Origin of the sequence: Bradyrhizobium sp. C9 (assembly GCF_002532045.1) — a bacterium.
Lineage (GTDB): Bacteria > Pseudomonadota > Alphaproteobacteria > Rhizobiales > Xanthobacteraceae > Bradyrhizobium.
In genome coordinates, this window is sequence record NZ_NWTG01000004.1 from 201,664 (window position 1) to 225,034 (window position 23,371).

34 protein-coding genes and 28 tRNA genes are annotated in these 23,371 nt (G+C 60.5%); 7 read left to right on the forward strand and 55 right to left on the reverse strand.

Annotated features, from left to right (window positions below):
• Window positions 1–100: 100 nt before the first annotated feature.
• The 8 genes from CO675_RS11275 to CO675_RS11310 all read right to left on the reverse strand — a co-directional run bounded on the left by CO675_RS11275 (window position 101) and on the right by CO675_RS11310 (window position 3,851).
• Window positions 101–177 (reverse strand) — tRNA-Arg (locus CO675_RS11275).
• Window positions 178–187: 10 nt separating this feature from the next.
• Entirely contained in the window at window positions 188–850 is a 663-nt protein-coding gene (locus tag CO675_RS11280) for a hypothetical protein (RefSeq protein WP_097671997.1), read from the reverse strand.
• A 46-nt stretch (window positions 851–896) separates the two neighbouring features.
• Window positions 897–971 (reverse strand) — tRNA-Arg (locus CO675_RS11285).
• A gap of 49 nt (window positions 972–1,020) precedes the next feature.
• Window positions 1,021–1,095, reverse strand: a tRNA-Cys gene (locus tag CO675_RS11290).
• A gap of 120 nt (window positions 1,096–1,215) precedes the next feature.
• Complete coding sequence (locus CO675_RS11300) at window positions 1,216–2,838, reverse strand: TROVE domain-containing protein (protein WP_097671998.1); 1,623 nt, start codon at window positions 2,836–2,838, stop codon at window positions 1,216–1,218.
• A 586-nt stretch (window positions 2,839–3,424) separates the two neighbouring features.
• Window positions 3,425–3,501: transfer RNA gene (locus CO675_RS11305), tRNA-Pro, on the reverse strand.
• A gap of 7 nt (window positions 3,502–3,508) precedes the next feature.
• A tRNA-OTHER gene (locus tag CO675_RS40480) sits at window positions 3,509–3,587 on the reverse strand.
• 189 nt (window positions 3,588–3,776) lie between these two features.
• A tRNA-Glu gene (locus tag CO675_RS11310) sits at window positions 3,777–3,851 on the reverse strand.
• A 40-nt stretch (window positions 3,852–3,891) separates the two neighbouring features.
• Between CO675_RS11310 and CO675_RS39865 the strand changes: the two genes are divergently transcribed.
• Window positions 3,892–4,113 carry a hypothetical protein gene (locus CO675_RS39865; RefSeq protein WP_143278953.1) on the forward strand — a complete coding sequence of 74 codons (222 nt, stop codon included), beginning with the start codon at window positions 3,892–3,894 and terminating at the stop codon, window positions 4,111–4,113.
• 2 nt (window positions 4,114–4,115) lie between these two features.
• Here the strand turns inward: CO675_RS39865 and CO675_RS40485 are convergent.
• The 24 genes from CO675_RS40485 to CO675_RS11415 all read right to left on the reverse strand — a co-directional run bounded on the left by CO675_RS40485 (window position 4,116) and on the right by CO675_RS11415 (window position 7,884).
• Window positions 4,116–4,191, reverse strand: a tRNA-Asn gene (locus CO675_RS40485).
• Between the two features lie 62 nt (window positions 4,192–4,253).
• Window positions 4,254–4,326, reverse strand: a tRNA-Ala gene (locus tag CO675_RS40490).
• A gap of 88 nt (window positions 4,327–4,414) precedes the next feature.
• Window positions 4,415–4,489 (reverse strand) — tRNA-Phe (locus tag CO675_RS11315).
• A gap of 32 nt (window positions 4,490–4,521) precedes the next feature.
• Window positions 4,522–4,595, reverse strand: a tRNA-Gly gene (locus tag CO675_RS11320).
• A gap of 4 nt (window positions 4,596–4,599) precedes the next feature.
• Window positions 4,600–4,684 (reverse strand) — tRNA-Tyr (locus tag CO675_RS40495).
• A 20-nt stretch (window positions 4,685–4,704) separates the two neighbouring features.
• Entirely contained in the window at window positions 4,705–4,917 is a 213-nt protein-coding gene (locus tag CO675_RS11325) for a hypothetical protein (protein ID WP_097671999.1), read from the reverse strand.
• Window positions 4,918–4,934: 17 nt separating this feature from the next.
• Window positions 4,935–5,012: transfer RNA gene (locus tag CO675_RS11330), tRNA-Met, on the reverse strand.
• Window positions 4,989–5,330 (reverse strand): hypothetical protein, encoded by a 342-nt coding sequence (locus CO675_RS11335; protein WP_097672000.1) that lies wholly within the window; start codon window positions 5,328–5,330, stop codon window positions 4,989–4,991. Before CO675_RS11335 ends, CO675_RS11330 begins: the two co-directional genes overlap by 24 nt.
• Before the next feature lie 74 nt (window positions 5,331–5,404).
• Window positions 5,405–5,492 (reverse strand) — tRNA-Ser (locus CO675_RS40500).
• Between the two features lie 4 nt (window positions 5,493–5,496).
• Window positions 5,497–5,574 (reverse strand) — tRNA-Arg (locus CO675_RS11340).
• A gap of 36 nt (window positions 5,575–5,610) precedes the next feature.
• Window positions 5,611–6,147, reverse strand: a complete 537-nt coding sequence (locus tag CO675_RS11345) for an HNH endonuclease (protein ID WP_097672001.1) — start codon at window positions 6,145–6,147, stop codon at window positions 5,611–5,613.
• A gap of 23 nt (window positions 6,148–6,170) precedes the next feature.
• A tRNA-Ile gene (locus tag CO675_RS11350) sits at window positions 6,171–6,245 on the reverse strand.
• A 4-nt stretch (window positions 6,246–6,249) separates the two neighbouring features.
• A tRNA-Pro gene (locus tag CO675_RS11355) sits at window positions 6,250–6,327 on the reverse strand.
• 1 nt (window position 6,328) lies between these two features.
• A tRNA-Asp gene (locus CO675_RS11360) sits at window positions 6,329–6,402 on the reverse strand.
• A gap of 150 nt (window positions 6,403–6,552) precedes the next feature.
• Window positions 6,553–6,636, reverse strand: a tRNA-Leu gene (locus CO675_RS11365).
• A gap of 324 nt (window positions 6,637–6,960) precedes the next feature.
• Window positions 6,961–7,036 (reverse strand) — tRNA-Lys (locus CO675_RS11375).
• 1 nt (window position 7,037) lies between these two features.
• Window positions 7,038–7,113, reverse strand: a tRNA-Lys gene (locus CO675_RS11380).
• Window positions 7,104–7,289, reverse strand: a complete 186-nt coding sequence (locus CO675_RS11385) for a hypothetical protein (RefSeq protein WP_097672003.1) — start codon at window positions 7,287–7,289, stop codon at window positions 7,104–7,106. The genes CO675_RS11380 and CO675_RS11385 overlap by 10 nt, the downstream gene beginning before the upstream one ends.
• 18 nt (window positions 7,290–7,307) lie before the next feature.
• A tRNA-Ile gene (locus CO675_RS11390) sits at window positions 7,308–7,381 on the reverse strand.
• An 8-nt stretch (window positions 7,382–7,389) separates the two neighbouring features.
• A tRNA-Val gene (locus CO675_RS11395) sits at window positions 7,390–7,464 on the reverse strand.
• Window positions 7,465–7,531: 67 nt separating this feature from the next.
• A tRNA-Val gene (locus CO675_RS11400) sits at window positions 7,532–7,606 on the reverse strand.
• A gap of 7 nt (window positions 7,607–7,613) precedes the next feature.
• A tRNA-Leu gene (locus CO675_RS11405) sits at window positions 7,614–7,692 on the reverse strand.
• Window positions 7,693–7,721: 29 nt separating this feature from the next.
• Window positions 7,722–7,803 (reverse strand) — tRNA-Leu (locus CO675_RS11410).
• Between the two features lie 5 nt (window positions 7,804–7,808).
• A tRNA-Thr gene (locus tag CO675_RS11415) sits at window positions 7,809–7,884 on the reverse strand.
• A gap of 169 nt (window positions 7,885–8,053) precedes the next feature.
• Between CO675_RS11415 and CO675_RS41730 the strand changes: the two genes are divergently transcribed.
• The gene (locus CO675_RS41730) at window positions 8,054–8,176 is read left to right on the forward strand and encodes a hypothetical protein (protein WP_283808102.1); all 123 of its coding nucleotides are present in this window, start codon (window positions 8,054–8,056) and stop codon (window positions 8,174–8,176) included.
• Between the two features lie 101 nt (window positions 8,177–8,277).
• Here the strand turns inward: CO675_RS41730 and CO675_RS11420 are convergent.
• From CO675_RS11420 to CO675_RS11430, 3 genes are all read right to left on the reverse strand, one after another.
• Window positions 8,278–8,354, reverse strand: a tRNA-Thr gene (locus tag CO675_RS11420).
• A 1-nt stretch (window position 8,355) separates the two neighbouring features.
• Window positions 8,356–8,430 (reverse strand) — tRNA-Thr (locus CO675_RS11425).
• A gap of 158 nt (window positions 8,431–8,588) precedes the next feature.
• Window positions 8,589–8,783 (reverse strand): hypothetical protein, encoded by a 195-nt coding sequence (locus tag CO675_RS11430; RefSeq protein WP_097672004.1) that lies wholly within the window; start codon window positions 8,781–8,783, stop codon window positions 8,589–8,591.
• A 412-nt stretch (window positions 8,784–9,195) separates the two neighbouring features.
• Between CO675_RS11430 and CO675_RS11435 the strand changes: the two genes are divergently transcribed.
• Window positions 9,196–9,678, forward strand: a complete 483-nt coding sequence (locus CO675_RS11435; RefSeq protein WP_245452722.1) for a hypothetical protein — start codon at window positions 9,196–9,198, stop codon at window positions 9,676–9,678.
• Complete coding sequence (locus CO675_RS11440; protein ID WP_245452723.1) at window positions 9,675–9,965, forward strand: hypothetical protein; 291 nt, start codon at window positions 9,675–9,677, stop codon at window positions 9,963–9,965. The genes CO675_RS11435 and CO675_RS11440 overlap by 4 nt, the downstream gene beginning before the upstream one ends.
• A 216-nt stretch (window positions 9,966–10,181) precedes the next feature.
• Here the strand turns inward: CO675_RS11440 and CO675_RS11450 are convergent, their stop codons facing one another.
• The gene (locus tag CO675_RS11450; protein WP_097672007.1) at window positions 10,182–10,568 is read right to left on the reverse strand and encodes a superinfection immunity protein; all 387 of its coding nucleotides are present in this window, start codon (window positions 10,566–10,568) and stop codon (window positions 10,182–10,184) included.
• 138 nt (window positions 10,569–10,706) lie between these two features.
• On the opposite strand from CO675_RS11450, the gene CO675_RS11455 reads away from it, so the two are divergent.
• Both CO675_RS11455 and CO675_RS11460 read left to right on the forward strand, forming a co-directional pair.
• Entirely contained in the window at window positions 10,707–11,306 is a 600-nt protein-coding gene (locus CO675_RS11455; RefSeq protein ID WP_097672008.1) for an ATP-dependent DNA ligase, read from the forward strand.
• A 61-nt stretch (window positions 11,307–11,367) separates the two neighbouring features.
• A complete protein-coding gene (locus CO675_RS11460) occupies window positions 11,368–11,796 on the forward strand; it encodes a hypothetical protein (RefSeq protein WP_143278954.1) in 429 nt (142 codons plus the stop codon).
• Between the two features lie 36 nt (window positions 11,797–11,832).
• Here CO675_RS11460 and CO675_RS11465 read toward each other — a convergent pair whose 3' ends face one another.
• From CO675_RS11465 to CO675_RS11520, 13 genes are all read right to left on the reverse strand, one after another.
• Window positions 11,833–12,039 carry a hypothetical protein gene (locus CO675_RS11465; RefSeq protein WP_097672010.1) on the reverse strand — a complete coding sequence of 69 codons (207 nt, stop codon included), beginning with the start codon at window positions 12,037–12,039 and terminating at the stop codon, window positions 11,833–11,835.
• 265 nt (window positions 12,040–12,304) lie between these two features.
• Entirely contained in the window at window positions 12,305–12,439 is a 135-nt protein-coding gene (locus CO675_RS41735; RefSeq protein WP_283808103.1) for a hypothetical protein, read from the reverse strand.
• Between the two features lie 231 nt (window positions 12,440–12,670).
• Window positions 12,671–13,030 carry a ubiquitination-like system serine protease family protein gene (locus tag CO675_RS11475; protein ID WP_097672012.1) on the reverse strand — a complete coding sequence of 120 codons (360 nt, stop codon included), beginning with the start codon at window positions 13,028–13,030 and terminating at the stop codon, window positions 12,671–12,673.
• Window positions 13,030–13,227, reverse strand: a complete 198-nt coding sequence (locus CO675_RS11480; protein WP_097672013.1) for a hypothetical protein — start codon at window positions 13,225–13,227, stop codon at window positions 13,030–13,032. The genes CO675_RS11475 and CO675_RS11480 overlap by 1 nt, the downstream gene beginning before the upstream one ends.
• Before the next feature lie 245 nt (window positions 13,228–13,472).
• A complete protein-coding gene (locus CO675_RS40505) occupies window positions 13,473–13,646 on the reverse strand; it encodes a hypothetical protein (RefSeq protein WP_158231217.1) in 174 nt (57 codons plus the stop codon).
• 9 nt (window positions 13,647–13,655) lie between these two features.
• Complete coding sequence (locus CO675_RS11485) at window positions 13,656–14,045, reverse strand: hypothetical protein (RefSeq protein WP_097672014.1); 390 nt, start codon at window positions 14,043–14,045, stop codon at window positions 13,656–13,658.
• Between the two features lies 1 nt (window position 14,046).
• Complete coding sequence (locus CO675_RS11490) at window positions 14,047–14,331, reverse strand: hypothetical protein (RefSeq protein WP_097672015.1); 285 nt, start codon at window positions 14,329–14,331, stop codon at window positions 14,047–14,049.
• Entirely contained in the window at window positions 14,328–14,852 is a 525-nt protein-coding gene (locus tag CO675_RS11495) for a hypothetical protein (protein WP_097672016.1), read from the reverse strand. Before CO675_RS11495 ends, CO675_RS11490 begins: the two co-directional genes overlap by 4 nt.
• Window positions 14,852–15,094, reverse strand: a complete 243-nt coding sequence (locus CO675_RS11500; protein WP_097672017.1) for a hypothetical protein — start codon at window positions 15,092–15,094, stop codon at window positions 14,852–14,854. Before CO675_RS11500 ends, CO675_RS11495 begins: the two co-directional genes overlap by 1 nt.
• On the reverse strand, window positions 15,091–15,357 hold the full coding sequence (locus tag CO675_RS11505) for a hypothetical protein (RefSeq protein WP_097672018.1): 267 nt from the start codon (window positions 15,355–15,357) through the stop codon (window positions 15,091–15,093). Before CO675_RS11505 ends, CO675_RS11500 begins: the two co-directional genes overlap by 4 nt.
• 9 nt (window positions 15,358–15,366) lie before the next feature.
• On the reverse strand, window positions 15,367–16,062 hold the full coding sequence (locus CO675_RS11510) for a hypothetical protein (protein ID WP_097672019.1): 696 nt from the start codon (window positions 16,060–16,062) through the stop codon (window positions 15,367–15,369).
• 50 nt (window positions 16,063–16,112) lie between these two features.
• The gene (locus CO675_RS11515) at window positions 16,113–16,682 is read right to left on the reverse strand and encodes a sterol desaturase family protein (protein ID WP_097672020.1); all 570 of its coding nucleotides are present in this window, start codon (window positions 16,680–16,682) and stop codon (window positions 16,113–16,115) included.
• 5 nt (window positions 16,683–16,687) lie between these two features.
• On the reverse strand, window positions 16,688–17,434 hold the full coding sequence (locus tag CO675_RS11520) for an NlpC/P60 family protein (protein ID WP_158231218.1): 747 nt from the start codon (window positions 17,432–17,434) through the stop codon (window positions 16,688–16,690).
• Window positions 17,435–17,961: 527 nt separating this feature from the next.
• Here CO675_RS11520 and CO675_RS39870 point away from each other — a divergent pair.
• Complete coding sequence (locus CO675_RS39870; RefSeq protein ID WP_143278956.1) at window positions 17,962–18,144, forward strand: hypothetical protein; 183 nt, start codon at window positions 17,962–17,964, stop codon at window positions 18,142–18,144.
• 182 nt (window positions 18,145–18,326) lie between these two features.
• Here CO675_RS39870 and CO675_RS11530 read toward each other — a convergent pair whose 3' ends face one another.
• From CO675_RS11530 to CO675_RS11555, 6 genes are all read right to left on the reverse strand, one after another.
• Complete coding sequence (locus CO675_RS11530; RefSeq protein ID WP_097672023.1) at window positions 18,327–21,092, reverse strand: SGNH/GDSL hydrolase family protein; 2,766 nt, start codon at window positions 21,090–21,092, stop codon at window positions 18,327–18,329.
• Window positions 21,093–21,164: 72 nt separating this feature from the next.
• On the reverse strand, window positions 21,165–21,533 hold the full coding sequence (locus CO675_RS11535) for a hypothetical protein (protein WP_097672024.1): 369 nt from the start codon (window positions 21,531–21,533) through the stop codon (window positions 21,165–21,167).
• Window positions 21,530–22,090 carry a hypothetical protein gene (locus CO675_RS11540; protein WP_097672025.1) on the reverse strand — a complete coding sequence of 187 codons (561 nt, stop codon included), beginning with the start codon at window positions 22,088–22,090 and terminating at the stop codon, window positions 21,530–21,532. Before CO675_RS11540 ends, CO675_RS11535 begins: the two co-directional genes overlap by 4 nt.
• Window positions 22,087–22,491 (reverse strand): hypothetical protein, encoded by a 405-nt coding sequence (locus CO675_RS11545; RefSeq protein ID WP_097672026.1) that lies wholly within the window; start codon window positions 22,489–22,491, stop codon window positions 22,087–22,089. The genes CO675_RS11540 and CO675_RS11545 overlap by 4 nt, the downstream gene beginning before the upstream one ends.
• A complete protein-coding gene (locus CO675_RS11550; protein WP_143278957.1) occupies window positions 22,488–22,928 on the reverse strand; it encodes a hypothetical protein in 441 nt (146 codons plus the stop codon). The genes CO675_RS11545 and CO675_RS11550 overlap by 4 nt, the downstream gene beginning before the upstream one ends.
• Window positions 22,929–23,366 carry a hypothetical protein gene (locus CO675_RS11555; protein ID WP_097672028.1) on the reverse strand — a complete coding sequence of 146 codons (438 nt, stop codon included), beginning with the start codon at window positions 23,364–23,366 and terminating at the stop codon, window positions 22,929–22,931.
• Window positions 23,367–23,371 lie beyond the last annotated feature (5 nt).

A 23,371-nucleotide genomic window follows, 5' to 3' on the forward strand; every position in this document is an offset into this window, starting at 1 on the left:
GGAAGCCGAAGCTTCTCGGCATCGTATTCGATCTCGCCGGTGCCGTGGCGGTTGCGCGCGCAATCTACTTGGTCTCAATGGCCGCCTCGCATTGACCGCGTGGCGATCGCCGCCGGAGTCGAACCGGCAACCTCCGGGATAGGAGCCCGGCGCTCTGTCCAGTTGAGCTAGGCGACCCCGGAGCGCGCTAGCCTTCCAATTCGGCGTGATCTCGTTCGGAACCAAGCGTTCGATCGATGATCGGGCGGCAAGCCTTCTCGATCGCGTCGACGAACGTTTTCACCCGCACATCAACTCGGTTCGCGTCTTTGATCTCTTGCTGGTAAACTTCGGCCATCCCCTCCCACACGTCGCACTCCATGCGCGTCCGCCGGTCCTGCGCATTCGGCCCGATGAATGGTCGGTAGCATAGCTCCTGGGCGGACACGACCACGAAGGCTCTGGCCTCGCGAGCTGCCTGAAAAAAGTCCGCCGCCTCGACGCCAAATAACGCTATATATCGGGGCCGAAACTTCGCTAGCCTCTCGAACAGATCATCGTGATTCTGAACTCTCTTGAGGATCGCGTAAAATGAACCACGAGCGCTGTACGAGGCGTCGTTCTCTCCTTCCCGCCGCGGCATATCCGCATACTCCGACCCGAAGGTACCGGAACTGCGGATGATCGAGAATGCCTCCTGAACCTCATAGGCGAGCTCGAGCGCTTGTATTGCGATATCGATCCGTTTCTCCTCAATCTTCTCCCGCTTCCATCGGTCGAATGTGCGGAAGCCAAAGTATGCAATGCCGATAGTCACGCAGAAGCCGACGATGGTTAGCACATGTGTCCAGCCAAACGCCCAAGGGTCCACAGCAACCTCCTGCAATCTGTTGGCGAATCGTCCGAAGCTTACACTGTGGCGAGCGCACGAGGACTCGAACCCCGATTCCGGGCTTAGAAGGCCCGCGCCTATCCCGTTGACGGATGCGCCCTTTCCACCGGCGTGCGAAAGATCTGAAGAATGATCTTCGATTTTGGCGTTGGAGTTCCAGGGCGGATTCGAACCGCCGTGCACGGTTTTGCAGACCGGCCGATAGCCCCTCTCGGCACTGGAACGAATTGGCAGGGGATGACGGATTTGAACCGCCGATGCCGCGTTCAGAGCGCGGTGCTTTGGGCCTGGCTAAGCTAATCCCCAATGGTGGAGCGAGGCGCGTGCGCCCCGCTCGATTGTCGTCAGCGGATGAAGTCGGCCATCACCGCCGGCGCGCCGGCGTCGAAGCCGACAACATCAAGCATGCCGGCATCGCTCTGGTCCGCGATCGAGAACCCGGTCGACGTCATGCCGACAACCACCAGCTTGGCCGGGATACCGGTCTTCTGGCGGTACTGCTTCAGCGCCTGCACCGGGTGCACCCCACCGGCCCAGGTTTCGTTGTCGGTGTAGACAAAGAACGCGTCGACCTCGAGTCCCTTCTCCAGCGCGTAAAGCATCGGGAGCGCGCAGTCCGTGCCGCCAAACGGCAGGTTGGAGACAGCCCGCACGGCGTCCGTAAGACGCTGACGCGGCGAGATGGCCAACGGCGTCAGACCCGCCTCGCCCCCTCCCCAGCGGCCGCCGAAGTGTCGCTGGGAGTGTCCGGCCGAGGTGAAGCCAACCACATGGGTCTGCCTCTCCGTTGCCATGGTCACCAGCGCCAGCGCCGCGGTGGCATCCCGGCACGAGATCGGAGATCCCATGATCGGCGCCGTCATCGAACCAGACACGTCGAGCGCGATGAGCACCCGCTTCCCGCTCGCCTTCACGTTCGCAAACGCCTTGTAGAAGGCGCCGTCGAGCGCATCGATCACAGCCCTGGACGGAACCCAGGAGCCGGATCCGCGAACGCTCCGATCCGACGAGTAAACCGCCATGGCCAGCAGGATCGAGAACGGGTGCAGGCGCGACTTCCGGATTGCTCCCTCGTCGCCCAACCGCTCGACCACGAGCGCCTCGGCCAACGACAGCGGGGCGATGGTGCCGAGCCGAGTCATGTTGCCGAGATTGCGGACCAGCGCGCCAAGTCCAAGCGTCGGCAGCATGGCGCGCCATGCGTCCGGATCGGCGTTGTACTCGCTCGGGATCGCCTCCCAAGGCAGCCTTGCGGCCGCGATGAGATCGAGCAGGTCCTTCTTGCTGGTGCCCGAGCTCATGGCCTTGAGATGCGCCTGCACGATGGTCGGCAGGTCACCATGCGGGTCGAGCCCACGCATCCAACGATACAGGGCGATGCGCGCCGGCGACTCCAAAGCCGCCGGGTGAGCGGTCTGGAGCAAGCGCTTGTGCGAGTAGCTCTCGCGCTCGCGGTACTTGATCGCCTGGTACGCGACGTCATCCAGGGACTTCGAGTTGTACCAGTTCGCGATCGCCGTCTTCAGTGACCGACCCCAGCCGCGGCCGAGCGCGCGCGCAGCCTTCACGAACTGGAACAGATGCGTCGCGGTGCGGCAGACGCGCGGTACCGCGGCCAACGCCAGCTTGCGCACGGCCTGGTCGGGATGCGCGGCGCCGATCGCCAGCACGAAGATGGCAGGATCGTTCTTCGGCGCCCGGCCCTCGTCCGAGATTTCGACCGTTCGGGCGACGGTGCGTGCCGCATCCGCAGCAAAGCAGCGGTCAACGACCTTGGCGTTCTCGCGGGTGAGCGCCGGCGCCGTCTGGTAATACGTCGGCGCATCGCTGCCGAGGATCAGGAAACGGTCGAGCCGTGCCCAGTCATCGATCGCGAAAACGAAACCACCGGCATTGTTCTGCACCTGGCGCTCATTGAGCGCCTCGATCTGCGGTACCGGCTTTGAGACGATATCGGCGTACTTCATGATTGGCCTCCTCAGGGTTGGCGAGGCCGATCAACTAGAACGAACGTGAGAGCGGAGATCGGTGTTGGTTCACATTTTCAAGGTGCGATAACCGAAGTCCTGGGGCTCGTTCTAGTGGATCAACCTCGAAAGGACGGACCAGTTTGCAAGGGCCGAGCGTCAATTTGAGATCGGTGCACCGATCTTGCGATCGGTTGCCGGTTTCCTGGCCGGCGGCTTCTGGAGGATAACCGAAACTCGTGGGGCTCGGCCCCAGCAAACTGGTCTGTCGATGAACCCTTCGAAAGAGACCGGACGAACATGATGGCGAAGATCGGGTTTTAGCGCTCTACTAGGCTGAGCTACGTCACCTTTCGGCAACGACTGGATTTGAACCAGCGACCTCTACCTCCTGAAGGGTAACCGACACTTCTGGGGCTCGTCCGATACTTTGAAGGGCGAACGTAAGAACGGCGATCGGGGGTTTCATTAACAGTGAAAACCGAAAGCCTGGGGCTCGCCCAAAAGTTGAGCCTCAACGGATAGATGGCACAGCGAAGATTCGCCGCGCCGATTTTGTCGGCAGTTATCCACCGCCGATTGTCTTTGGTCGGGGCAGCAGGATTCGAACCTGCGACCTGCGGTACCCAAAACCGCCGCGCTCCCGGGCTGCGCTATGCCCCGTTGATGATGGCGCCCACGGCAGGAGTCGAACCTGCATGCTCCAGTTACGGTACTTGTGCTTCGTAGGCACAGCCGGTTACGTGGGCGAAATTCTGCCTCGCCGAGGTTTCCCCTCGACTTCTCGTCTCGCTACGGGCGGCAATCGCCTGAGACCGGCCGATCGCTCCGGTCCGCCGCGAGATCACGTCCAGCGCTGCGCAGATCCGCGCGCGGCCGAAGAAGTTGCCGGCACTGACCGGCTCTCCACCACGTACCTCACGGGGCCCGCTTCGAATTGGCACTGCCAACCGGACTCGAACCGGCGTTCTCCGCTCGAGAGGCGGGCGTCCTAGCCGCTAGACGATGGCAGCATGTCCCCGATAAGCTACGGTCCTCAACAGGAGGTTCCATATGGCAGACAAGCTTTCACCAGAAGGCGAAGTTCTTGCTGCGCATATTGCGGCGACCACCGCGGCATTCCAGGTGCTCATTCTCACGCTTCGGAACAACGGAGCGCTCGATCACAACGAGTTTCCCGAAGCCCTGCATATGCATATGGAGAAATCCCGGGATCGCCTAACACCGATGACTTTGGCGCTTCTCCACGATCTGCGACGCGCACTGATGGACTGAACTGGCTCCCGCCGCACGATTCGAACGTGCCTTCCCCGGTTAACAGCCGGGCGCCCTCACCGAGATGGCTCGACGGGAATATGCAGGTCCAGCACCGACCGGCAGGTCGACCGCAAATCGGCAGGCGGTGCTGGTGATGATGGTGGAGCACCTCGGGATTGAACCGAGCTCAGCTTGCTTGCAAAGCATGCCCGCGGACCCAGCGCGTGCCCCGATAGGTTTACAGTTTCGGCGATCAGGTTGACGTTTTCGCCGATACGGTTGTCAGTTTGGCCGATCTGATTGACAGCTTCGGCGATATTGGTGCCCGGAAATGGAATCGAACCACTGACGCGCACGCCTTCAACGTGCCGCTCTACCGCTGAGCTATCCGGGCAAATTGCGAGTTTGCGCAAATGCGCAAGTTGATGGTGCGGACAGCGGGAGTCGAACCCGCGCTGCCGGTGTGGCACACCGACCGACTACCGTAATCTTTTGTCCGCGAATTGGTGGGTAACCCTGGAATCGAACCAGGCAGGCGCATAGGCGCAGGCTTTACAGGCCCGCTCAGTCCCCAGACTTGGCGTTACCCAAAGATGAGAATCGGAGACGTCAATCCATGACGTAAGACGGCAGAGGCTTGAAGAGAACGGCGCGGACCGCGCAGTCCTTCGCCTCGAGGAGCTTGCGCAATGCCGTTGTGCTCTCCGGGTTAGCCGGCAGTTCGGCCGCCAGTTTCCTGGCCATGTCACCAAACGGCTTGCTCACCGACTGTAGATGCGGCGGAAGATGCTCGTAGGCGAAGAACTGAAGCAGCGCGTCCATGGCGATCTCCTCAAGATTGGTTGCGGGGGCACGATTTGAACGTGCGGCCTCCAGGTTATGAGCCTAGCGAGCTACCGGGCTTGCTCCACCCCGCGAAATGGTGCCGAGGCTTTCAACTCCTCAGGCATGTCCCGGGTACATCCGCCGTGGACAGAATTCATGTCGATCGCGTACTCCTGACTTAGGACCTCGTCCCGCGTCATCCAGCCGCGCAGCGTTTCCGCGATCGGCTCTGGCACGACGAATCCGCCAACCTCTCCGGCCGCGAAAATAGCTTGCGGCACCGGAGGCGCGATCACGAACTCGTCGGCAGTGAAAGTGAAACCGGACGTAGCCGGAGTCGGCCGCGCCGCTGCAGCACCACCGAACAGTCCAAGCGCGGCACCGAGAAATCCACGTCGAGAGATCGTCATTGACCGCCTCCGGCGCGATCGTAAGACCCCGTTAGCCCGACGACTAAATATCGTTCATGGCCGAACTGAGTCATTGGCGGACGGCCGAGGAATCGAACCCCCATCGCTCGCGCGAGCCACGGTTTTCAAGACCGCTGTCAGACCATTCCGACGGGACCGTCCAAACTGGCTTCCCCTGCTGGACTCGAACCAGCGGCCTCGGCCTTCGGACGGCCGCGCTCTGACTCCACTGAGCTAAGGGGAAAACCGAACCGGCGGCAGGGCGTGCTGCCGCCGGCAATCACTTCTCGAGCTCGACATCCCAGTACAGATAGTCTGTCCAGGACTCGTGCAAGAAGTTCGGCGGGAAGAGCCGCTGGGCCGCGAGCAGATCGAACTGCGTCGGCTCGAACGGCGCCCGCAACGGCTTCACGCGGAAGCGGTCCTTCCGCATGTTGCAGGGGCTGCACGCCGCGACGATGTTCGTCCAGGACGTCTCGCCGCCGTCGGCGCGCGGGATGACGTGGTCGAACGTCAGCTCCCCGCGGAGGTGCTGCTCGCCGCAATACTGGCAGCGGAAGCGATCGCGGAGGAAGACGTTGAACCGCGTGAAGGCAACCCGGCTCGGCCGCCGGACGTATTCGCGCAGCGCGATCACCGACGGCAGCGGCATCTCGGTCGACGGGCTCCGGATGACCTGGTCGTATTCCGCGACCACGACGTGAGATCCGCGCACCACCGCCTTGACGGCGTCTTCCCAGCCGAACAGCGACAGCGGGAAATAGGACAGCGGCTGGAAGTCGGCGTTCAACACCAGCGCCGGATTTGCGGCAAACATCGTCGACCTCCTTTCTCGGTTGATGGTAGGCGCAGCCAGATTCGAATTGACGACCAAGCCGTTATGAGCGGCCGGCTCTACCGCTGAGCTATGCGCCCGAAATGGTCGGTGTGGCAGGATTTGAACCTGCGGCCCCTTCCGTCCGAGGGAAGTACGCTGACCTGGCTGCGCTACACACCGATGGCGCCCCTGACGAGGATCGAACTCGCCTTCCCGCATCGACAGTGCGGTCCCTTCCCAGATGGGTACAGGGGCATTGATCTCTCCGGGACGCCGGCGGCTACCTTGCTCATCGGTCGGCCTCTTGAACCGTCTCGCAGGCTCACGCCTGTGGCCAATTCTTCCCGTAGGCTTTGCGCCGCGCGGTGAACGCGCTTGATCCGGCGCCCCGGAGAGATCGAAGATTGGTGCGGCCGGCCGGAGTCGAACCGACATGGTTTCCCGTCGCCTCCTCAAGACGATGCGTCTACCGAATTTCGCCACGGCCGCAAATTTTGGTGCTGGTCGAAATAAGCGACTGCCTATTCCAAAGTGAGCCAGCGCAGTTGTATCCTTCGCGCAGGAGGATACCGACATGACAGTTCTGCAGGACGTTGGCTCATTCATTCAAAGCCAATCACCGAACCCCGTTTGCGACGACTGTATTGCCGATCGCCTCGGACTTTCGGTTCGACAGCATGCCAACCATAAGACGAGAGAATTGGCAGGAACCGGTGGGTTTATGCGTCGCGACGCTGAATGCGCAATCTGCAAAAACGAGAAACGGGTAATCTCTTGGTCTGCCTGAAGGGCCACTCCGTCGCCTTAATTAGATGGTGGGCCACCGCGGACTCGAACCGCGAACCTTCCGCTTAAGAGGCGGACGCTCTGACCGTTGAGCTAGTGGCCCATGGTGGGCTCCGCGGGACTCGAACCCGTACCCTTCAGATTAAAAGTCTGCTGCTCTGCCAATCGAGCTACGAGCCCGGCAGATCGGTTGCGGCGGCCAGCCGCTCCGATTTCGCGTGGCGCGCCGTGATGGCGTCGCTCTTCGCCTTCGTGCGCGCGAGGGCGGCCTGGCTCTCGGCAGAGAGGACATGCACGCCGATCGGCAGCGTCGCCGCCAGCAGGCCACCCATCAGCGTCGTCAGAACAACCGTCATGTCGGCCTCCTCGTTTTTTGGTGCTCCAGTCAGGAATCGAACCTGCGTCAACCGCTTATCGAGCGGACGCACTGCCACTGTGCTACAAGAGCGTTGAAGTTGGTGCGTCCGGATGGAATTGAACCACCGGTATCGACCATGTCGGGGTCGCGCTCTACCACTGAGCTACGGACGCGAACCGGTATCGACTCTCTGACGACTACGTCGCTCGGGTTCACCCGAGCGGCCGATCTCCGGGTTAATGGTGCGCGCTGACCGGATCGAACGGCCGACATCCTGTGTGTAGGACAGGCGCTCTACCGCTGAGCTAAGCGCGCATGATCTTGGTGCCCCAGGCCGGATTCGAACCGGCAATGAAGCTGCTTTTGAGGCAGCGGCGTCTACCACATTCCGCCACCGGGGCATTGTCGTTACAATGGAATTCCATTGTCTTGGTGCGGCCGGAAGGACTCGAACCTTCACTCCGAAGAACTGGTTCCTGAGACCAGCGCGTCTGCCGTTCCGCCACGGCCGCATTGATGGTGCCACCGGCGCGGATCGAACGCGCGGCCTCGTCCTTACCAAGAACGCGATCTGCCAACTGATCTACGGCGGCTCACGTGAAAGCTTCACGTGAAAGCTGTGAGCGATATCGTCGTCACGGGTTCGTGTAATGCGTATTTCCCGGTGTGGGTTACGCCCCGAAATGGGTGCCTCAGTATCGCCCGCGTGTTAAATGACACCCGCTACGCCGACGAAATGTTCGGCTGCAGAAAGGAGCGAAAATGTTTGCCGAAGAAGTGCGGTTGACGATCGGACCGTTCGGCATCGCCGGCAAAACCGGCAATGCCGTCTTGGTCCTCGTTATCGTGCTGACGTGGATCACAGCCTGCCAGTACGTGTTCTAAACGAACTGGTTCTGACAACTGAGGCGTCACGCCGGTGGGTTGCAGCCATCGGCGTGACGAAAACTAGCACCTCTCGGCCGATTAGAACAAGCCCGGATCGTTGGTGCCCGCAGCATGGGATCGAACCTGCGACCTCTCGCCTACAATGCGAGCGCTGCTACCGCTGAGCTATGCGGGCGTGGTGCCGGCGGCCAGATTTGAACTGGCGACCTTCGCGTTACGAGTGCGCTGCGCTACCGCTGCGCCACGCCGGCGAGAGTAAATTCACAAACGGCCGGAACAGGCCCGGCCAATAGAAAAAACATCGCTGCCTGAAACCACCGTTTGCCGCTCCACTGAAGGAGACCGGTACCGGTCAGCGAGATCGCCTTATGTCCTTGCGGGGGCGACCATCCCGTATTCGAAATTCACGTCATGCAGCCGTGCGCGCGCCGCGACGATGCGGCTGCGCTCGGTTTAGGTAATCGAGGTAGATCTTGCGAGCCTGGGCCTCGGTGACACCGCGGCGGGCGACAACGGTCCGCACGAAGGCGAGCGCTACCGGCGAGGCAAAGATCCTCTGCTGGGCGCGGTTCTCGAGTCCTGTGGTGGTGTTGGTCCGGGACATCGCCCTTCTCCGCCTGGTGTGGCGGAGGACGATTCCTGCCGCCGGTTACGCTCTTGCTGGTGTGGGTAGCCCGGACGTACCGAGCAGATAATTCGAACCTTGCTTCGTCACGCGCATGCACGCCCAATCGCTCGACCGGGTAAACGGTCGTTCGATGGCGGCGGCGACGATATGTGCAGCTATGCGCAACACGGGCTTCGGTCCTAAGAGCGCGGGCAAATCATTTGCCGGCGGATTTGATGGGGCAGCGGTATGCGCAGAAGTTCGCGAATCCGTCAAGTCCCCTGCTCCACACAATCGCTGAGCGAGGCGTCCGTTCCAGGCCGCCATGGGCAGTATGGCGTCTCGGGTAACTCCCTCAACATATGGACGATTTGACTCCAGCGGAGCACACTGCATTCACTGCGGCATCATGACCGAAAAAATTTCGCCAGATGCCTCCGGATTGACGCGTCGGCCGATGGAGGAGCGCACCGGCTGGCACGTCTACTACACCGACGTCTGCATCGGATGGATCGCCGCCCGCGCCGGCGTCCCTCACGAATCCGATCAGTGGGCGTGGTCGTGCGGGTTTTATCCGGGTGCTCCCCAACACGCCGAGCGCGACGGCACCGCCGTCGACTTCGAGCAAGCTCGAGCTCGCTTTGAGGTCGCCTGGCGCGATCTGGCCGGTGTCCTCACCGAGACCAATCTGCAGGAATGGCGAGATCAGCGTGATTGGACAGAACGGAAATACGCGATGTGGGCGCGCGGCGAAAAGCTGCCGTCTCAAATCCCGTCTTCCAAGATGCGCTGCCCCTGCGGCGTTGAGTTCGACAGCCACGTACTCGCCGACAACCTGGCCCACGTACCTCACATCACTGCCGCGCAGAGGCGGGACCGGATCGCACGATGAGGAAGATGAAGGAAGATCTGCCTTGGTCGGACCCCGAAAAGGCTGCGCGACGGCTGATCAAGTATGCCCAGGAATTCAAGCCGATCCAGGACGGCCGCATCTACACCGAGGTGCTCAATTATCCCTTCATCGACCGAGATCGCGCGACCCCAGCGCAATACACGGCGGGGATGCAATACGCGAAGGATGCCGGCTGGCTGGAGAAGATGCACGAAAGTGGCACCTATACGCGCATCACGGAAACAGGCCGGTTGGTCGAGCCGTTCGAATTCGAGAGGCCAGATTGACGCCGGCGCCGACCTGCAAGCGCTGCCGCGGTGCCCGCTGGGTCTGCGAGAACCATCCCGATCGGCCGTGGAGCGCTGACACCGGTTGCGAATATTGCGGTGCCGGCGCCGGCATGATCTGTCCGGATTGTAATCCGGCAGACGGGTTCACGCATCCGATTTTGCCGCCCGGCTTCGTCGAGGACGACGATTCTGGAATTCGCAATTAGTATCTCGCTACGAACTACGATTAACCGCGTTTGTAAACTTATCGAAATCCCCAAATCTCACCATCATGCCTTGCATCACGGCTTCTATCGATCCGTCGTCCGCTACGCGATAGGGTACGCTAGCAAGCACGCCATCGGGTTCGAAGGCTGGCCCCGCTAGCCTCGCGGCGGCCGGCAATGGAGGCGGCAAAGCGCCGAGTTGAACCTCCGGTCCCTTAGCCGAAACCTGAGTAAAGGCCCAGACAAGTGCAGCAACCCAGCCGATGAAAGTCCAGCCTAGGAAGATGTTGACGATCACTATTGCCGCAAAATTCTGATGTTTACGTTCAGAAGCGACGAAGGTTGGTATGAAATAAATACAGATCGAAACCCCAAGTAGAATTAGAACGTCCATATAGCGCCTCCAATTTGAGCGCCGCCAAAAAGAACACGATATCGCGAACAATGTACGGTGCCAAGCCAACGGGTCGGATTGAGGTCCCTCCTTTGAGCCAAGACTCGCATTTGGCCCAGCGCTGCATAGATGCCGGCTATGATCAAACAGTTCGAGTTCTGCAAGCCGGTCCCGAAACAGGTAGTTCCGACCGGCCCCGATTGGATCCACGAGGTCAAATACGACGGCTACCGCGGGCGCGTAATCCGCGACGGCGACGTGGTGCAGGTGCGCTCGAAAGCCGGCCTTGATCTGACTTATCGCTACCCCATGATCGTCGAGGCGGCCCGGAAGATCAGGAACAAGCAGTTCGTAATCGATGGCGAGATCTGCGTGCTCGATGTCCGCGGAATCTCGCAATTCGACTGGCTGCACTCCGGCAGATACAACGACGACGCCCAGCTCTACGCATTCGACATCATCGCGCTCGATGGCGAGGACCTGCGGCGCCTGCCGCTCGACCAGCGCAAGTCGAAACTGGCCAAGCTGCTCGATCGCCGACCTGAGGGCATCTTCGTGGCGCGGTTCGAGCGCGGCGAGATCGGTCCGCAGCTGTTCGAGGCCGCCTGTGGTATGGACCTGGAAGGGATCGTCTCGAAGCGCCGCGACCGCGGGTACCGGCCGAAGCTCTGCGATTGGGTGAAGGTCAAGAACCGGGCGCACCCCGCCTATCGCCGCGTAGCTGATCAGTTCGGGTAGCGCACAGCTTGTCAGTCCATTACGCCCCGTCTAGGTTGATCGGTGGAACCTGGGGTTGTTCATGCTTCATTTGACCGCTCTTAAAGAACTCAAGGTGACCTCTGTCAGCCTCGAACTCGCAGCCAGCGTAATTCAATTTGGAGATTCGTCTCCGCAGGTACGGCTCTCAGCGATTTCCGAACCGATTGATGGACACCAGGTTGCGGGGCGGATCTGCGTCTCTCACGTCCAAGCTGGTGGACCGAAGAACTTGTTTCGGATGTTTCGCACCGGCTTGTTCGATACCACCGTTTACGTTGAGCGGGTCTATCTGCACATGCTGTGGCAGGCCTGCACGATGCCGTATGAGTACTTCAACGCCTCCATCGCGCTGCGAGACCCGATCGACTTTGGTCTGGAATTGCAAGAACTCGATCTTGCGTTCAACTACGACATTGGCAGAGGAAAAACAGCTTGGAAAGAGCTGCCCTCCGAAGACTGGATCGTTTAGTCAGCACAGGTCTTCGCTCTATTGTCGAAGTGTTGATCAATCTGGGGGCTCGTCGACCTGGTCTTCGTCGTATCTCTCCCAGTCCTTCTCGGGGAACTTCTGACCTTGCATGTCGCGTCGGTGAAGCTCTTCCTCCGACACCGTGGTGATCAGGACGAAATCCTCGGGTGTTGCGGCAGGCGTGAGGTACTTGTCGACTAAACGCCGCAGCTCAACCTGAAACTCGTACTTGCTGACTGTCATTTCCGCGCGCTCGCCTAGCTTGGCGGCCGATCGTTCCGGATCGGTCGGCTCCGCAGTTCTTCAGCAGCCCGGCGCAGTTTCCACATCGCGAGAACCTCCTCCGGCCGGCGATGTTGCTCCGTAAGCCCTATTATCTCGCGCCGCAGCTTCAGCAGACGCAGGAGCTCAGCAGGCTCGTATCCCAATACTTTCACGCAATACTCCCTAAAACGGGCAGTATGGCAGGGCTCGACGCTCACTGCAATTTGCGGTGCGGAATTGATTTTCAGCCGCCGGCGGTTTGTCCGATGAGGGCGCCGATCCAATATGCGAGCATGAGCAGGCTCACGGCTACCAGCGAGATCATCGCGGCCGGAAACAGTGACGTGCGCCTCGGCGCGGAAATCGCGATGTCGCTCATGCAACCGTACATAGTCTTGACCGCTCGCTGATCATATCCGGACTGATACGGAGCAAGGTCCAGAAACGCAAAAAGCCCGGCCATCCCTTTCGGGACAGCCGGGCAAGTTGCGTTTTGGGTCGCAAGTTCGGGAAGCCGCGGATTTCTCCGCGACAACCCTTGGTCACCGTCGCAACTTGGAGGGCCGACGACGGTCTATCGCAGCGCGGGCATGCGCTGGATCAGTTCTCCCTACTCGTCGACGCCGCCGTAGGTGCCGGGCGCGTACGGCCAGTCCGACAGTTCGACGGTCTGACCGGATAGCTTGTGCGGGCTATCCGCACAGAACTCGATTCGACCATCACGGATGAAATAGTGGCACTCGGTCCGTCGCTGACCTTCAGGCAAGCGCTTCTGGCCATCATGGTTCGTCCAGATCAGGACGGAAGGGTTGAACGTCGGGCGCTCGTAGTCGCCATTGAACGACCACGACGCCCCCGGTCCGGCGATTTTGATGCCGTGCACCTCATCGCAACCAGGACACCAATGCAGGATCGCGCGATATCCATCGGCGCCGGATGCCGACCTGAGCTTCTTGCCGATCGCGCCCATCAGCTTTTCCGGCCGTAGTCCGGGCCGATATTCGGCACCCGCCAGGTCTTACCGTCCAGATCGGCCGTGAATTCACCATTGCGCAGGAAGCCGTGGTAGTCGTCTGCGATGATCGACGGCGCGCAGGTGATGTTCGGCCATTCGCCCGTGACCTGCCAGCCATCGCCGTTCGATGACTTGTGGTCGATGTTCCACATCGAGCCGTTCGGGCAAACCACGCAAATCGGTGGGCGCTTTCCGCGCCAGTCGCGATTGTAGTGACCGAAAGCTGAAAGCCGCGTCCCTCCTCCAGTTGCCAGTCGCAGTACCAGCCCATGCCGGGCAGAAAGATGCGTCGGTCATTGCGCCAGAAGCCGTCAACGACGGCTTTGTCGCCCAGCGCCTTGTATTCGTCGAAGCTGAGCAGCTTCGGCGTGAGCCGAGTCATGGTGCCTCCGCGAGGTTATTGAGGGATTGACGCGAGGATGAAGCAAAGCGCCACGACCAGGAGCCCGATGAATGCGACACCGAAGCCCATGTTCGTCTCGTCGACCGACTTTGCGATATTCACCATCACGAATCCGGCGAGCACAGCGACGACGCCGGCGGCAGCGGCAATCGTGACCATCAAGTCCATTGCTGCGGCCTAGGCGACGAGGGAAAGTGTGACCGCGATCGCGGCCGCAACGATGGTGGTGAATATCCAGACTCGCCTGCCCCAGCGATCGGGTGCAAACACCCGAATGACACAGGCGACGCCGAGGATCTGGACCAGTGCGGTGACAAGCAGCACCGGGCTGTGCAGCATCGAATCCGCGTCCACCCCGCCGTTGTCGAGATGACGCCACCACCAGATCCATATCCGAGACGCCGCCTCTGGTGCGAAAGCGACGAACAGGGAAATCGCGGCCTGAAGGCGGACGCGCTTGACGCCGTTCTCCAGGATCTCGCGGGCCATGTAGATGCCTAACATGAAGCAGGCAAAGATCAGCAGGAACGCCAGCGTGCCGTTCGCTCCCTCGAGCAATTTCAACATTTCAATTTCCCTGCCTCTGGCCGAATGACCGCATGTGATGGACGAGCTGCGCAATCTCGTCGTGCCGTGGCGATGCCTGCGCGGACTCGCTCGAAGAACGCGAAAGGATTACTGCTTCACGCAACCGGTCTTGGGCCTGGCTGATTTCTCGATCTGCGGTATCGAGGCGGCGCATCGTGGCATCGAGGTCATGCAATGCATTTTCGGCAGACGCTTTTTCGATCTCCTCTTCATCGAACGGTTCGATGAGACGGAATTGACGCAATATGTTTCGGAGGAAGCTCATCGCGGCCTCCGCAAAAGGGCCCCATCAATCTTCGAGGCAATGCTGTCAATCTTGACCTTCAGTTCCGTAGCCGCAGTAGCGGCTGCCGCGCTGCTGTCCCTCGCGAGGGTCACCGACCCGGTGAGGACTCGGATTGCTTCAGCGTGCGCTGCAAATGCGCTGATCAGATCCTTCAGCTTCTCGATGTTGCCTTCGTGGTAGAACTCGATCCTCTGGTTCACCATCTCGAATGCCGTGGCCTGCACTTTGATGGCCTCGGCAAGCGCCTCGGTGACGCGGTTCCGCTCCTCGGTCGATTCAGCGACCTTGGTCAGCGCCGCGTTGTTGGCCTCGACCAGTTTGCTGAACCGCGCGAGCTCTTCCTTCCGCTCGATATGGAGACGGTTGTTCGCTTTGAAGAGCACAACGATGGCCCCAGCCAAGACGGGAATGGTTGTCAGCAACACCGCGATCACGGCGCCAGCTGGTCCCCAGCCCGCGAGGGTTTGGGCAACGATCTCCGGCGTGCCGGCGGCGCCCATCAACGCTTCCCCGCCTTCTTGCGCCGCGAGCAAGCCCGGGCGACGTCGCGGTCACCGATCGCCTGAACGGCTACCGCGGCGAGCGCGCTGTTCGGCGCCGCCCTCATCTCGGCGGCGACCTGTTTCTGGACGTCCTGAGACCATGCCCGGACCGACGGACAGACAACCGTCGGCGCCGGATCGGGCATCGTGCAGGTAAGCTGGACCGCAATGAAGGCCCAGCCGGTGCAGGTGAACGTCACGCTGATCCCTCCTCGAGCCGCTTGATGGCGTCGTCGACCGACTTCGGGGCGTTGGCTTGCGCCTCGAGCTCGGCCTGCTGAGCCTCAATGGTGGCGTTCTGCTGCTGGACGGTGGCCTGAGCCGCACCGAGATCCTTGGCGTTCTGGTCGGCCCGCTGCCGCGCCAAGTAATCGTTCAGCGAGCTCCCGAAGGCGTTGAAGAACGCCTCCAGGAGCGGCTGCAGCGCGGTCAGAACGGCGGCGAGTGTTGCCCCGCTGAACATGATGCCGCCTTAGGTCTTGGTAACGCTCGAGACCGCGGCGTTGACGTCCGGAACGGCGTCCGGCGCCAAGTTCAGACGCGCGATGATCTTCTGGGCGATGGCGTCGGGCCCGCCCATCCAGGAGGTCAGCCAGTCCGGCGAGTGGTCGATGACGTACTGGAGAGCCTGGGCGAGCACGGCGTTGTGCACGTCGACCGTGAGCGCCTTATCCTTCGTCGCGCCCTGCACCATGTTGATGGCGTAGTCGATACCCTTCTGGAGCAACTGATCGGCGCGGACCGACACCACGATGGCGTAGACCTGAGCCGGTAGCTTCCGGAGAAGCCAGGTCACGAACGCAAAGATCAGCGTGCCGATCGCGCCGGCCCACTGCGCGATCGTGGCGCCGTATGCCCACGTCACCTTGGTGGTCTCGCTGGTCGCCTGCGCGACGGTCTCCGGCGCCGCCGCATCCGCGGCAAAGGCGACATCGATCGCGAGCGAGGCGCCGACGAGCACGGCGAACCCCAGTGCGAACGGCCGCACGCTCCGCGGCAGAACGATGGTAGCCAGCACCAGGCCGAGCAGTGCGACGATCAGGGTGCCGGTCGGGTCGAAGGCAGGCCCGGCGTCGGCGAAAAAGGTCGAGTTGAAGGAGCCTGCCAGTGCGAGACTCGGCGCGAGCAGAATCGGCACGGCAAAAGCCGCGCTGTAGATGCGGTTCATGTTTCACCTTTTCGATGTGGAAATGCGCGATTACCGTCGCGCGGCGTTCTTCAAGATGCCCGGCGATAGGTGCCGAACACGAAGTCCCAGACCGGCGTCGTGACGCCGAAATTACCCTTCCCGCCCCGATGATGACCGGAGTGGTGTTCGTTCATGAAGGCGACGTACCATGACAGCCTCGCCTTCGGTCCGTGATGATGAAAACGGACATGGATGCCGCAGTAGGCCAGGTAGCCAATCATCACGCCCGCGACGAAGACCGACGAGCGATCCTCGCCGACAATCGCCGTTACGATCAGCCACGCCGCTGCAAATGCCGAGAAGGTGCCGATGCTCGAGATCCCGATCATGTCGCGGGGAAGCCGATGGTGCATGTCGTGCATCGGCGCGAAGCGATTGTTGCCGTGGAAGATCGCGCGGTGGATCCAGTATTCCGCGAGCGTCCAAGTGACGGCTCCGGCTGTGAGCCAGCCGGCGATCGCGGAAAACCGTAGCCCGCCCAGGACCGCGAAGGCGACCAACGAGCAGACCGCCCACGGCACCAGCAGGAAGTCGAGGAAATACTGGAACGGCGACAAGTCGAAAGCCGGATCGAGACCGGCGTGACGGTCCTGGTCCATGGCCTTCAGGCCTCGTTCGTGGACACACGGCCGTCGCTGCGAACGATCGGCAGATGACTGAAACCGATCTGACTCGCTGGCGGCGGCGCAACGTCCTTCGGCCACCAAAAGCCTTGGTTGAGCCGCGACGTCGCGAAGGGCTCGATGTTGACGGCGTCCGACTGGTTGCCGCCAAGCCCCATGACGTTGCCATGCTGATCCTTGCCGACCACGACCGTGATGTGGCCCCCGCCGCTCCGCTTCATCGGAGCGAAGGCGCCGACGGCAGGCCCGGCGAGCTTCACGGCTGGCCAGTGGCCGGCGAAATCGAGCGCCCACAGGGTCTCGGTGCCCTTGAGACCGACCTTGGTCAGGATGTGGTTGGCGAAGAGCGCACACCACGGGATCGAGTCGTGGGTATATTCGGCTGCGATATCGCCGCCCTCGTCCTTCGCCCACTGGATGATGACGGGGTTGTCTTTGGAGCCAGCCCCCTCCTTGGTCCCAATCAGCTTGATGCCGGCTTCGAGCCAAAGCGGGCGGCCGATCTCGGTTGCCGGAGCCGGAACCGGAACCTTGTTCGCCAGAGCGGTATCCAGAGCCGCCGCCGTCAGGGGGCCGACCTCGCCGTCAACCGTAAGGCCTGCCCGCTTCTGGAAAGCCTCGACGGCGGTATCGGTTGCCGGTCCAAACCACCCGGTACCGTTGAGCGCGTAACCAATAGATCTCAGCGCAAGCTGGACCTGCTTCACAACGTCGCCCTGCGCGCCCAAGCGCAAGGGTTTCGCCGCTACGAGAGCTGCGATCGTCATCTCGTTTCTCCTTGTGGTACGAAAAAAGCCGCCGAAATCGGCGGCTTACGTGGGTCAGACGGCTGTTCAGGCCGCGGTGGCGTCAGGACTCAGTCCGAACCCGAATGGCCGGTCAGCCAATTTGCCGGCTTTACTTCAGGTTGCGTCGAGGATAGTTCGCGTGTGCGGTGTCTTGAAACGCATCGCCGTCGACAGGGGCTAGCGAGGGCCGGGTCACTGGTCCCTGCGCCCTGTCGATCGAGGTCCCATCTGTTGTTTCGTCGGTATTTCTGTGCCTAATAGGCGCGCCGTTTTGAGCTTGAAACCTCGGAATGGCGGATCACCGTAGTAGAGGCTACCGGCCCCATGCCGGGGGGGCCCAGCAAATACGCCGTCGACCGCGCCGGGTAGCTCCTGGCGCAAGATGTGCCAATACCTGGGGTCAGCACCTCTACTGCTGAGTTTCAACCCACCCCGGCACCAGCCTGGGGCAGCGTAGAGGGCTGCTTGTGGTCACCAGGACCAAGAACTTCGCTTTTTACGGTGCGTTCATTGCACTGTTCATCGGGCTGAAGCTGATTTCGAGCTACTACCCTGACCTGCTAGGCCCGCGCACGCCGCACTTTATTTGCGAACCCTTCGACGGCAAGGCGCTGTCGGAACCGCAATGCGTTCGCTGGAAGATCCCATGAGCGCTGGCATATGGGTCTTGGTCTCAGTCGGGGCCGCAATCGCAATGCTAAAGATAGTCGTGCTGATCGATTGGCTCATCAAATATAGGCGGATGAGCCTTCCGGAGCGCCAAGAAGCGCTCCGGTCTATAGGTGAAGGTGACGTGTCGGGTTGGGGTAACTAGACAGAAACCCTGTGACAATCACCACCGCAACGAAAATGTCGCGCCGTCCATCTGCGCGGCGGTAGCGATGCTGCCGCCCACCATATTCCAAAGATAGAACGTAATCGAATTGTCTCCGACAGTGCTCACGCGCGCCTGAAACCATTGCCCCGAACTACCGGAGTGGTCGAACGACGCGCGGATCACGCCCGGATTATCGAACAACGATTTGACGCGGTACCGAAACTTGCAGACAACCTCATAGGGAAACGAAGTTGTCGCAACCGAGTCGAGCGCATCGAAATTGTCCTTCAAGTCGCTGATGGTAAACAGTCCCGTTGATTGGGAGTACGTCAGCGCGCATGAGCCGTGGATCACCTCTCTCCGCTTATCGTTGAAGTTGACGGCCTGGGTCGTGGCGACCGAAGTATACATCGGGTCATAGTATCGGGGATCGAGCCGCTGCTCGCGGCCACCGCTGAAATGCCTCTGAACCAGCGCGTCAAAGAGAACCTTATTGCCACGCTTCGTCATGTGGATGTTGTCATAACGCCAGTATGCAGGATCGAGCGTTGCGAACAGCGCTTGCGTATCGAAGAACAGACAATTCAGACTTTCCGCAGTAACCCGCTCCAAGGCGAGGAAATCCCGCATTGTCGATCCGTTCAGGACATCGGTAGGCCCATAACCCGCCGCGCTGTTTGGCGTTGGTGCCATCACGACGATCTCACAATGCGGGTTCGTCGCTCTGGTGTTGTTGATGAGACTCGTCAGATCGGCCGCGAACTGCTCTTTCGTCTTGCTCGCACGGTCGTTTGCACCCGTGATGATGATCAGCAGATCGGGGTTGTAGTTACCGATGCGAGCCGCGTATTCCGCATTGATCTGCGCAGTCGTGTAGCCCCCATGCCCGGTTAGCTGGAAGTTGGTCAACTTCGAACTAATTCCCTGGATGAACATCGTCATGTTCCCGGTGAGGGCCGAGCCATCCGCATTGCTGAAATTCTTCAGGATGATCTTGACCGGGTGCTGGTTGTTCGCACCGCAATCGATTTCTGTCTGGTGGGTCTGAAAACCAGCCCAGCTTGTCGTCGCTTGGTTGGTCAACAGAGCAACGTCTACCTCAGTCGTGTACGGGTAGAGCGAATAGGATAGCTGACAACGTTGATTGTTCGAGCCCGCGTTTGGGTTGTTGAGCCAGTGCAGAAATGCCTTGCCGCTGCTGTCGACGCTATTAAATCGATGCATGAACCATGCACGGTCGGTGGACTTCGTTGCGTTGATGCCGACATATCTCGAATTGAACGGCGTGACATATGCCGCTTGCGAGTATGCCGGCGCTGGCGTCCCTGCATCGACGTCCAAAATCCAATCCAGATTGTCCGCATGCTCCCAGGCAGGATCAAGCCTATGCGCGAAGTCCCTCAACATGAACGACCATGACATCATCCCCGGATAGAAGTCATAAGCGTTAACGGGTGAACCGCCCGGAATAGGAAAATCATAGGCGTTGAAGCTGAGGCTGTCGCCAGTGACGACGATGTTTTTTCCGTGGTACCGCAAGAGGTGCGAAAAATCTTTGTTGCAATCGGTCTGGGCTCCGATGTTGACGCGGACCAGCGGCGTGTTCGCAGCATATTCGGACGCATAGTTGACCGATGACACGTCACCGGCACCGGGCTGACCAGCGACGTTTATATTCCAACTAGCAAACGTTCCCGCGCCGCTGAACTTGTCGGCGACCACCGTCATCGCACCGCTAACGGGGTTGTAGTACGCAACGCCTTCCATCCAATTCGAGTAATCTCCTGAATCGGCGGTGATGCGAGCGCGAGCACCGTTCTTGTAGGCAAGCTCTGCCTGGGTAGAGAAATTCTGATTTCCTGTCCCAATTGTCAGGGACGTGGTCGAGGTGCCGCCATAGCCTACCCCCGGTTCACCAGCGACGTTGATATTCCAGAACTCAAATGTTCCTGCACCGGCGATCTTATCAACGACTACCGTCATCGCACCTGTGGCGGAGACGTAATACCCGATGCCTTCCATCCAGTTCGCTGGATCGGCCGTGAGGCGAATACGCGCGCCATTCGTGTAGGCTAGCCCCGCTTGCGTCTGGAAGTCGTGATTTCCTAGCCCGATTGTCAGCGACCAGTCCGAGGTGCCTCCGTATCCAGAACCTCTATCGCCCTTGTCGCCCTTGTCTCCCTTGCCAGCCAACAGGGTCCAGTAAGCTGGATTTGGCGGAGCGTTGCCGGCCGTTGGTGTGCCGTAACCATAGATGTACGCACTGCCCCCGGACGAGACCACATCGTTAACCGAGTAGTTAACGCCAGAATCGTAATTGCCCCTGAATGCGAAGCCCTTGTAGATTCCGAGGAACGACCACGCGCCTTCGGTTTTCACCCAAAGCTTACCGGTGCTGGCCTGGAATCCGTACTGACCGTCTTTGCCGTAGGACGGGTCCGGCGCAGTAAGAGATGAAGCAACAAAGATGTAGAAGCCATCAGTGTTCAACGCCGCGACGAGCGTTGACACGTCAGACATGGCCTGCGCACCGACAATCCGCTGGAGAGATATTTGCCAAATGACATAGGCCACGTTGGCCTGTGCGCCTCCACCCCACGGCGTGATGACGAGATGGGTCGGATCTGTAACGTCCGTGATGATCGTGTGGAAATTTCCAATCTGGAGAACGTCGCCGGGCCTCACGTTCGTGCTCGACCAAATCGTCGCTGCCCCGGTCACAGTGGTTCCGTTGGCGGCAACGGAAACCGTCCCGGTTGAATAGCTGGCAAGCGCCGTCATCTCGAGAACCTCTCGATCAAAGCTTCACTATGTTTTCTAGGTTGGAGCGAACGACGGCCCCGGAGCATCGGGCTAAGGCAGGAGCGCCAGCCGTTGGTCCTCGTAGTGAGCCGGGACGTTGTTGTCCTCTAGGATCTTGTTCAGCTCGTCCAAGGTCTGCGCGTTCCGAGCCGCAACTATGAGGCTCCTGCGCTTGTTCTCTTTGACCATGAGGTCGTCAGGCTTTGCCAGGATGGTGGCCGCGAGCTCCTGCACGGTCTTCCCCTCGATCTTGGCTGCCTCTTCAAACTCTGCGGTCGGCGCCGCTCCGCCTTGGACGGACAGCGCCAGCATGTGCTTCCGGGCATGCGCGACGTCGTGACCGTCGACCATCAGGAACGTGTTGATCCTGCGTTCCGCCCGCTTCTTCTCCTGGACGAGCGGAGAGATGCTGATCTTCATTGCGCCCCCACCTCGAAAGCGCCGACCTTGTAGGGCTGGCCTGGGACGACCGTCACCCGGAATGTCCCGACTTGGTCGCTCGCGAACTCGATTTTGCCGTCCGTGACGTCCTCCTGGTGGACCAGCTTGTTGTCGTACCAGACATAGACCGTGAACTTCTCCGGCTGCACGGTGAGGTGAAGCGTATCGACTCCGTCCGCCTTGATCGGCCGGATCTCGCCCGTGATGATCACTTCCGGTTTCGGCAAAACCTCTGGCCGCTCCTTCGTTAGATCGACATAGGCCTCTTTGATGTCCACTGGGCCGTCGTAAAGAATGTGGTCGATGCCGGCCTCGGTGAACGACTTCGAAATTTCGTCCATCGGTCGAGCGGCTTGAAGAATGATCTGTGTGATGAAGCCATTGGCATCATGCCTGACGAGCGTCTTCGTCTTGTTTAGCGCCTCCGGCTCCTCGAGGGTGACCGGCTCGGCGCCGCCGGTGGTCGCTGGCACCGACGCACCGCCCGGAACGAACCCAGGAACAGCCCACGTATTGTCGAGCGTCACCCCAGTCATCCCGCGATCCTTCTAAAAAGGGAGTAATACAGGCGGCCCTGCTGATTGCCGAACTTAAACCGGAACTGAATGGCAGAAGCGGAGACCGCTGCGAAAATCCAGAAATCAGTGCCACCACCCCGATAAGCTTCGCACTGGAGGTACTGCGCACCGGGATTGAGCAAAATGCTCGGATCACAGTATCCGAGCATGAATGGCACCTCCGGCAATGTTTCTCCGAAGGACTGCGTCGCGATGCTATTGTTGATGCTGTCCAGCGTTCCACTCAAATAGAACTGATGGCCGGACCACCGAGAATCAAACACAGTCTGATCAAGGTTCGCGACCGATGCGTCGATGCCCGGCTTGCTGACGACGAGCTTGGCATTGGCGCCTCCCACCATGAGCACGCGCTGGATCATCCGAGGCTCCGGTTGAAGATCATGTAGTCAACGTAGATGCCGTAAGCTTCGCTGACCGCATTGTTGAAGATCATTTGGTTGTTGTAGATTCGGAAGCCGTTCGAGATTTCGTACCAAAGGACGCCGCTGATGGTGAGGTCGCGCGGTATCGCCATATCAAGCCGGTATGGGTACGAGACAAGACCAGAGTCGATGTAAGTTCGGAACGCAACGAAAGGGTTCTGCGGCAACGTCGCCGGGTAAGGTATCGCGACGTCTCCGCGGAGCGGTGGCAAATAGATGCTTCCCGAGTAAATTACCTGCTCGTTCTTGATGTCAGACTTGAGCAGGAAGCTGGCGGCAGCCGTCGCCGTGGCGACATCCGCCCCAGGGATTGACAGCCACACTCCGTACTGACCGAGGGTCGGGTTCGCCCCCATCAAAAAACGGCGGGTCACTTACCAGACCTTCCAGGCGATATAGTACAGATTGTACACGCGCCCGTGCATCTGCGAGTACCTGGCGAATACCAGACCTGAATCAGCTGGCGTGAAACCATTCCTCTCGCAGAGTATGGCATAGGGTGATCGCTGGATCGCAGTCGAACTGTTCGCGTCCCTCATGACGAGAGCCTGGCCATACCCTGCTATCCCCGAGGTGAGGCTATATGGAACGATGTCGACGGCCGGCGGCGTTGGGTACGTTCCTGAGTAAAACACCTTGGCACCGCTCAGGAACGTGTAGGCGGGAATGAGTCCGACCTCTAGCGGCCTGCCTTGGTTCAGCCGGCTATCAAGCGACAGATACTTGTAATCGACAGCGGGCGGAAACTGCGCGTCGTACCCTGGCTTGGATACGGTGACCCTCGTGGCGTCGATGTAGATCCTAACGGCCACGCGGC